We start from the raw sequence: 6,497 nt of genomic DNA on the forward strand, positions 1-6,497 counted from the left end.
ATGGACCATAAAAATTGCTGCCGGACTGGCAGGTTTGATGGCCCCGCCCGCAGGGGCCTGCGGCGCCAAGAAGGGCGGCGGGGCTGCTGTCTGTTTACGGGAAAGAGTTCTCCGCCCTGCCGGCGGAAACGGAAAAGAATGAGGTGATCCGTGCCCGGATTGTCAATGCCTGTGAGACCCCGGAGGACTATCTGGCGGACACCCGTTATTTTTACAATTACGTTGATTTGGACGGAGGCGGAACCGACAAGGTTCTGCGGTTGTAATGGGCCCATACACCGGCAGGGCCGACGGAGGCTCCGCGCTGATTGTGAAGCAGGAGGCTGGTGCGCTCACGGTGCTCCAAAAGCTTACCCTGGCCCATATGCCTGTTGTGGTCAGCGACACGGTAAGCAATGGATGGAAAGAGATCGTTGTCCCTTATTCCGGAGGGGGTGTGGAGCCCGCTTGTGTTGTGCTCAGAGCGGAAAATGGGATCTGTCCCAGCGTTGCGGATGGTGCCGCCATTGACTCGCTGGAAGGTGTCAGCGGAACGGCAGTTCTCTATATACAGGTGTGACGGCTCCGGATGCCCCGGTGCTGACTCTGGCTGGCTGAGCGTGGGGAGTGCTCTTCCGGACGGAAAGTGGAAGGGAGGCGGAGGTCGATCAGACCTCCGCCTCCCTTTCCTGTTCAGCGGTTTTCAACGCAAAAGAAGGTATAGCTGCCGCTGGCCAGCAGCCGCCCCTGAGAGTCGGTGATGTCGACTTCTGCCACACATGTGGTGCGGCCGCGGTGGCGGATGGTGCCTGTGGCCTGAATGGTGTCGCCCAGCTGTCCGCTGCGGAGGAAGTTGAAGCTGCTGGACAGGGTGACGTACCTGCGGCCGTCACTGCGGGCCGCAAGGCCGGCGGCGCAGTCTCCCATGGTGTAAAGAACCCCTCCATGGGCGATGCCGTAAGGATTCAGGCTCTCCTTGACAACAGTCAGTTCCATGACGGTCCGGCCGTGTTCCGCCTCCTTCAGGTGGATGTGGTTGTAATTCATAAATTCGTTTTTTTCACAAAGAGTGAGGATCCCATCGGGTGCAAGCATAATTCAAACTCCTTTTTCTCTTTTGAGTACAATAAAAGTTACGCCGTTGTTGCTGCGCTCCAGGTCCCGATCCCGCCGAAGTTCTCCGCACAGGCGAAAGGCGGCCAAGGTGGAGGCATCAAAAATGGAGAAACATTCTCCGGGAATAAATCCGGAAATGCTCCCCTGATTTTTAAGGCGGGTCAAATAATTTCTGGCCTCGATCCGGATGCGGCCGCCCGCGCCGGTGGAGCCGTAACCGTGGATGATTTTCACAACGGCGTCCCCGATCATTCGGCTGTGATTGATCTCAAAGGTCAAACGGCGGATTGCAGCATCCACAGTTGGATGACCAAGCTCCAGATTGACTTCCCGCAGGTTTCCCATGCTGTCACCCCACTTGGCGTAAGCAAAAATATTATATCCTGATTTCTCATGGGAAGCAATATTGACAAGTGACAAAAAATAGGGTATTCTACATAAAGTGTTTTTAAGGGCGCAGGCAGAGGCAGTTCCTGAAAGGGGCCGGATTGGAGGGCTCCGGGGGCGGTCGAGGACATTTTGAATGAGGCGCCCTTTTATGGAGCGGTATCGAAGTGGTCGCAACGAGCCTGATTCGAAATTACTCGAAATCTACTCCCGTTAGAGCCACCACAGAATCTCCAATCCCTTGTGTTTCAAGCACTCAACGGCTTTTATTGAAGTTCATATTTTTGCTTGTTCTATCCTGTTTTTCTATCCTATTCCTGACCTTGTTTTTTTCAAGGATTTAGGATAGAATAGGGATTGACATATTCGGAGGGCTATCGAAGAGGTCATAACGAGAACGACTCGAAATCGTTTGGCCGGTGTTGAGCCGACCCGTGGGTTCGAATCCCACGCCCTCCGCCACAGGAGCTATCAACTTTAGTTGATGGCTCCTTTTTCATGCTCCAAGATGGAAATTGCTTTCCATTGCGCTTGCAGATGTGAGCTTTGATGAGTAATCAAGGTGCGCGTAGATATTTGCTGTGGTTGAAAAATCACTATGCCCTAACCATTCTTGAATATGTTTCATGGGGACACCGCTGGCCAGCAGGAGGCTCGCACAGCTATGTCTGAGATCATGAAAGCGGATTTTACGGAAGCCGTTCCGTTCCAACAGCTTAGGAAACTGTGATGTAATATAGTTCGGCTTGAACCGATCCCCAATATCATCTACGCAAATATATTCAAGGAATTCTCTGTTATAGGAACGTCCACATAGCTTTTGATTTCTTTCCTGTTGAGCCTTTACCGCAAGCAGCTTTTCATGAAAGTACGGTACAAGCGGGAGCGTTCTACGGCTGGACTTTGTTTTTGTCGTATCCTTTGCAACGATTACACATTTACCATCCAAATTGCAAGAAGTTACGGTATGGCTGATTGTAATGGTGTTTTGCTCAAAATCAATGGCGCTCCATTTTAAGCCAACGATTTCACTTCGACGCAAGCCATAAAATGCACCGAGAAGAACCGGCAATTCCAATTTTGTGCCTGTAACGGCTTCAAAGAGTTTGTTCAACTCATCCCTATCGTAAAAGTTGCCGTAAAATTTGTCCTGCTTTGGCCGCTCAACCTTGTCGGCGGGATTGCTCGGAATCATATCGTTCTTGACGGCGTATTTGAGTGCCTTATGGATATTTGCGTGATAATGAATCACAGACGACGCCTTTACCCGCTGTAATTGCTCCTGATAGAACATTTGAATGTCATGTGCCTGCAAATCCCGTAAGAGTATTTTCTTCTTCCGGAAGTATGGTGCAATAATTGACTTCACAGCATTTACATACGAAGAATAAGTCGGTATGCTGACGGTTGATTTTACAATCTCAAGCCATTGTTCCATGAAGTCTGCAAATAGCACATCGTCACCGGCCTTGGCATTGGCATATTTTCTCCGTTCTTCCATGAGCATCTGTTCTGCGCGTTTTTTGTTGCCCTTGATCGTTAAGCCTGTCGAGATCCATTTGGGCTTTCTTTTTCCTGCTGAATCTGTCAGGTTTAGAATGATGTAATAATAGCCATTTTTTTCATGCAGATGGCCCGCTACCATGTTAATCCTCCTTTCGCACAAATCGGAGGCCATAGGATTTCTGCTGTCGGCCTCCTTATAGTATCACTTGTCACTCGGCAATGCAAAAAACACAGTCTTAGATAAGAAAGGCCCTTTTCATTCCGGTCGGATTACTTGCAGATATTCCAACAAATTGATTTTGGGAATGCGATATGCGCGGCCTATTTTCAAGAAACGAATCTGGCCAGTCTGTAATAGCTTGTATCCAGTCTTTTTGCCAATTGACAAAGCTCTGCACATCTCATCAATAGACATTACATCAGGGTATTCATTTAGCATGAAACGAATTGCATTTTTTCGCATGACTACCTCCTATAATTACTGTTGATTTAATGAAAGTGACAAAACCGGACGGCGGCTGGCAGCCGCCCACGGGAGTCTCACCCCGGCCCATGCTGATGGGTGCGCCGCGCAATGCTTTGAGGGCGTTCAACGCGGGAGTATCATTATCCCAAACTCGGAGTCATGGCCGCCGCGCTGCCACGCACGGTTACAGACTGGCTTGCTTGCTCGCTCGCCTGTCCAGTTATCTGGATGGGTCTTGGCGCGCCGTCTGCCGGCTCGTCCGGCTCGGAACGTTATCCGTTTGCCTATGCAGCGCAGCGCGCGTTTTCAAGGTGCATATATCAGGCTGTGTATCAGCCGGGAAAGGCTCTTATCCATGAGATAGGGGCCTTTCCTCGCAGATGCACGGAGATGCCGCCGCAGAAGTGTGGAAAGGGGCAAACACATTCCTGAGCGGCAGATGTATTCACACGGTTCGGATCACCTTGAATTCAATGATCTTGGTGATCAGCTTTGTTCGCATCCTGCATAGCTTTTCCTCATCAATGCAAAGATGCTCAACGCCGTTCTCATCATAGAGCCGCCTTGTCGCCAGAGCCGCCATATAGCGTTCGTAGTGCCGCAGCACGGCATTGATCGCATCCACATCTCCGGAAGATGCTGCTTCAATGGTAGAAAAAGGGAGCAGGGATACATTCGCATTACCCGGTTTGTTCGTCACTGCTATCAACCTCCATTTTCTTTTTTAATTCCTTAAGAGACTTTGCACGTCTGCGCTGCACGGTGTATCGGACCATATCCAGCTTATCCGCGATCTCCTGATCGGTCATATCCAAAAAATACGCAAGCAGAATAATATCCCGCTTTTTCTCAGACAGCTTCACAAGGGCATTGGCAAGGATTTCGCTGCGGATAGGGATGGTATAGCCCTGCACCTGAAAGCAGAATCGTTCGCACGGGTACTCGTCCAGTACGCCCAACTGTCTCTCCTGACTTTCTGACAACCACGAAAGGGAAGTCTCATGCTTGGAGCGCCATGCGATGTGATTGTCATAATCGATGGCCTCTCCGCGCAGCACCATCTTGCATAGCCTGTCGAATTCATGCCGAGCAGTTTCCTTCTGGGACGGCGTCAGCTCCATGAGTTTTTGCACCTCCTTCCCGAACCGCGGGAGGCGGTGTATTTTCCCCTTTGCTTATATCCCGATTGGGAGGGGTGGTTTTGCGCACTTTTCGGCAAAAATTTTCAAAAAAATTTTCCAACGGCACAATGAGCCGATGGAAAAAGAAAATATGGTAATTTAAGCAATACAAAGCGGTGTAGTTGAATACACCGTTTAGAACCGTAAAAGCTATATGATAAATAGCAGTGCTTCTATCAATTTGACTAAGGTCCGCTATCCGCATCGCACCAACAAACGCGGTCTTTTACTGGAAATTCCTTAATTTAGAAATTTGCTTCAAAAAATACAACTCCTTTCCGATGGTGGGTTACGGTACATCATAATACTGCCCTACATACTAATTTAAGTGAGCTTGAGTACACACTAAAATGGTAGTAGAGGTGATGAATGTGTATGTTGCGCTCGATCTTCTGGCAAAGGCTGTGAGAGAGGCCAGAGAGGAACGGGGTCTTTCTCAGCGAGAATTAGCCCGCAAGCTAAGAATGAATACAAGAACGATCATGGATTTGGAGATCTGCCGCAGCAATCCGAAGGGCGAAACTATTTTCCTTATTGCCCGTGAGCTGCACATCAGCTTGGATGTCATTGCACACGCTGGCACCTCTCGTCCGAATTCCGTCAGCGCCGATGTTCTGGAGTTCTTCTCTGGAAAAGACGATACTGAATCAAGGGACTATATCGATCTCTGTCGTCAGGCAGAGAAAATGAAGAAAAAGAAAGATCAGTAACGGAGAAGTGGGGGTTACACCCTGCTTCTTTTTTGCTCCAAAAGATAAAAAGGCGGCGGCAAAGGACATGGTGATCCTTTGCCGCCGTTCTTATTGCGGGGTTAGTATACGGTTACTTGCTCTGATAGTTACGATAGAGGAAAGTAACGATTTGAGCGCGGGTGCAGTTGTTGTCAGAGCCGAACAGACCGCCGCCGATGCCGCCGGTGATGCCGTTCTTCTCCGCCCACTTGACTGCCGCCGCATAGTAGGCGTTGGTTGCCACATCGCTGAAGGCTGCATTGCCGCTGACAGCAGGCACGCCGGATGCGCGATAGAGGAAGGTCACCGCCTGTGCGCGGGTGCAGGTAGCATCGGGGCTGAACTTGCCGTCGCCGGTGCCGCCGGTGATGCCGTTTTCGACCGCCCAGGCAACAGCCTTGGCATAGAAGGCGTCAGCGGGAACATCCGTGAAGCTGCTCATGTTCTTGGGAGCGGGAGAACCGGCAGCACGCCACAGGAAGGTGACGATCTGCGCACGGGTGCAGGGCTGGTTGGGAGCGAACAGGTCATTGCCGACGCCGCCCGTGATGCCCTTCTCTGCCGCCCACTTGACCGCTTCATAGTAGTAAGCGTCCACGGGAACATCCTTGAAAATCTGCACCGGAGTCTCCTCAACGAAGCTGCCCTTGACCGTGACTTTGCCCGTAGGCATGGTGAAGATGTACTTGCCGTTCTTCTCAGTGAGCTTCACCTTATCGCCGTTCTTATCCAGAACCTTGAGCGTGTCCAGCTCATAGCCATTGTCAGGCTTCACAGTGATGGTCACGGTATCGCCCTTGGAGGCAGACTTGGGAGAAACGGTAATGGTGCCGTTCACGGTCTTATCCACGGAAACGGTGTAGCTGGGGGTGTAGGAACCGCCGCCACCGCCACCGCCGCCGGTGTAGGTCCAGTGCGCATAGACGGTGGTGTTGGCCGAGAAGGTATAAGCGGTCGTGATCTGGGTGCCGCCGCTTGCTGCGGTGTACCAGCCGACGAAGCTATAGCTGCCGCTGTGTGTTGCGGTAGGCAGACTGGAGAGCTTCTGTCCGCTTGTGGTCTGTGAAGGGATCGTACCGTTGCCGCCGTTGACATTAAAGGTAATGGTGTACTCGGTCGGCGTGGGAGGCG

Annotated in this window: 10 protein-coding genes and 1 tRNA gene; 4 read left to right on the plus strand and 7 right to left on the minus strand. The window is 51.2% G+C overall.

Features of this window, described 5'->3' with window-relative positions; translation table 11 throughout:
* Positions 1 to 143 precede the first annotated feature (143 nt).
* Together ACQRD3_RS11090 and ACQRD3_RS11095 are read left to right on the plus strand one after the other, a co-directional pair.
* Complete coding sequence (locus ACQRD3_RS11090; RefSeq protein WP_427781419.1) at positions 144 to 266, plus strand: hypothetical protein; 123 nt, start codon at positions 144 to 146, stop codon at positions 264 to 266.
* Entirely contained in the window at positions 266 to 559 is a 294-nt protein-coding gene (locus ACQRD3_RS11095; RefSeq protein ID WP_427781420.1) for a hypothetical protein, read from the plus strand. The genes ACQRD3_RS11090 and ACQRD3_RS11095 overlap by 1 nt, the downstream gene beginning before the upstream one ends.
* Before the next feature lie 113 nt (positions 560 to 672).
* On the opposite strand, the gene ACQRD3_RS11100 is transcribed toward ACQRD3_RS11095, so the two are convergent.
* Positions 673 to 1,026: a PaaI family thioesterase gene (locus ACQRD3_RS11100; RefSeq protein WP_198933273.1), complete on the minus strand. Its 354-nt coding sequence runs from the start codon at positions 1,024 to 1,026 to the stop codon at positions 673 to 675.
* A gap of 51 nt (positions 1,027 to 1,077) precedes the next feature.
* Complete coding sequence (locus ACQRD3_RS11105) at positions 1,078 to 1,440, minus strand: hypothetical protein (RefSeq protein ID WP_080907675.1); 363 nt, start codon at positions 1,438 to 1,440, stop codon at positions 1,078 to 1,080.
* A 410-nt stretch (positions 1,441 to 1,850) separates the two neighbouring features.
* On the opposite strand from ACQRD3_RS11105, the gene ACQRD3_RS11110 reads away from it, so the two are divergent.
* Positions 1,851 to 1,944, plus strand: a tRNA-Ser gene (locus ACQRD3_RS11110).
* A gap of 34 nt (positions 1,945 to 1,978) precedes the next feature.
* Here the strand turns inward: ACQRD3_RS11110 and ACQRD3_RS11115 are convergent.
* The 4 genes from ACQRD3_RS11115 to ACQRD3_RS11130 all read right to left on the minus strand — a co-directional run bounded on the left by ACQRD3_RS11115 (position 1,979) and on the right by ACQRD3_RS11130 (position 4,575).
* On the minus strand, positions 1,979 to 3,127 hold the full coding sequence (locus ACQRD3_RS11115; protein WP_427781421.1) for a tyrosine-type recombinase/integrase: 1,149 nt from the start codon (positions 3,125 to 3,127) through the stop codon (positions 1,979 to 1,981).
* 117 nt (positions 3,128 to 3,244) lie between these two features.
* Positions 3,245 to 3,451: an excisionase family DNA-binding protein gene (locus ACQRD3_RS11120; RefSeq protein ID WP_427781422.1), complete on the minus strand. Its 207-nt coding sequence runs from the start codon at positions 3,449 to 3,451 to the stop codon at positions 3,245 to 3,247.
* A 448-nt stretch (positions 3,452 to 3,899) separates the two neighbouring features.
* The gene (locus ACQRD3_RS11125; protein WP_216557324.1) at positions 3,900 to 4,154 is read right to left on the minus strand and encodes a helix-turn-helix domain-containing protein; all 255 of its coding nucleotides are present in this window, start codon (positions 4,152 to 4,154) and stop codon (positions 3,900 to 3,902) included.
* Positions 4,135 to 4,575, minus strand: coding sequence for a sigma-70 family RNA polymerase sigma factor (locus ACQRD3_RS11130; RefSeq protein WP_216632226.1), 441 nt, complete (start codon positions 4,573 to 4,575; stop codon positions 4,135 to 4,137). The genes ACQRD3_RS11125 and ACQRD3_RS11130 overlap by 20 nt, the downstream gene beginning before the upstream one ends.
* Before the next feature lie 410 nt (positions 4,576 to 4,985).
* On the opposite strand from ACQRD3_RS11130, the gene ACQRD3_RS11135 reads away from it, so the two are divergent.
* The gene (locus tag ACQRD3_RS11135) at positions 4,986 to 5,345 is read left to right on the plus strand and encodes a helix-turn-helix transcriptional regulator (RefSeq protein ID WP_427781423.1); all 360 of its coding nucleotides are present in this window, start codon (positions 4,986 to 4,988) and stop codon (positions 5,343 to 5,345) included.
* Between the two features lie 112 nt (positions 5,346 to 5,457).
* On the opposite strand, the gene ACQRD3_RS11140 is transcribed toward ACQRD3_RS11135, so the two are convergent.
* On the minus strand, positions 5,458 to 6,497 hold a 1,040-nt coding region (locus ACQRD3_RS11140; RefSeq protein WP_427781424.1), incomplete at its 5' end, for an S-layer homology domain-containing protein.

This window comes from Candidatus Pseudoscillospira sp. SGI.172 (assembly GCF_050313575.1).
Classification (GTDB): Bacteria; Bacillota; Clostridia; order Oscillospirales; family Oscillospiraceae; genus Vermiculatibacterium.

Excerpts from the sequence above, each read along its gene's own strand:
- ACQRD3_RS11105 (WP_080907675.1), bottom strand. The coding sequence starts at position 1,440 with ATGGGAAACCTGCGGGAAGTCAATCTGGAGCTTGGTCATCCAACTGTG.
- ACQRD3_RS11115 (WP_427781421.1), bottom strand. The coding sequence starts at position 3,127 with ATGGTAGCGGGCCATCTGCATGAAAAAAATGGCTATTATTACATCATT.
- ACQRD3_RS11135 (WP_427781423.1), top strand. The coding sequence starts at position 4,986 with ATGGTAGTAGAGGTGATGAATGTGTATGTTGCGCTCGATCTTCTGGCA.
- ACQRD3_RS11120 (WP_427781422.1), bottom strand. The coding sequence starts at position 3,451 with ATGCGAAAAAATGCAATTCGTTTCATGCTAAATGAATACCCTGATGTA.
- ACQRD3_RS11100 (WP_198933273.1), bottom strand. The coding sequence starts at position 1,026 with ATGAATTACAACCACATCCACCTGAAGGAGGCGGAACACGGCCGGACC.
- ACQRD3_RS11130 (WP_216632226.1), bottom strand. The coding sequence starts at position 4,575 with ATGGAGCTGACGCCGTCCCAGAAGGAAACTGCTCGGCATGAATTCGAC.
- ACQRD3_RS11095 (WP_427781420.1), top strand. The coding sequence starts at position 266 with ATGGGCCCATACACCGGCAGGGCCGACGGAGGCTCCGCGCTGATTGTG.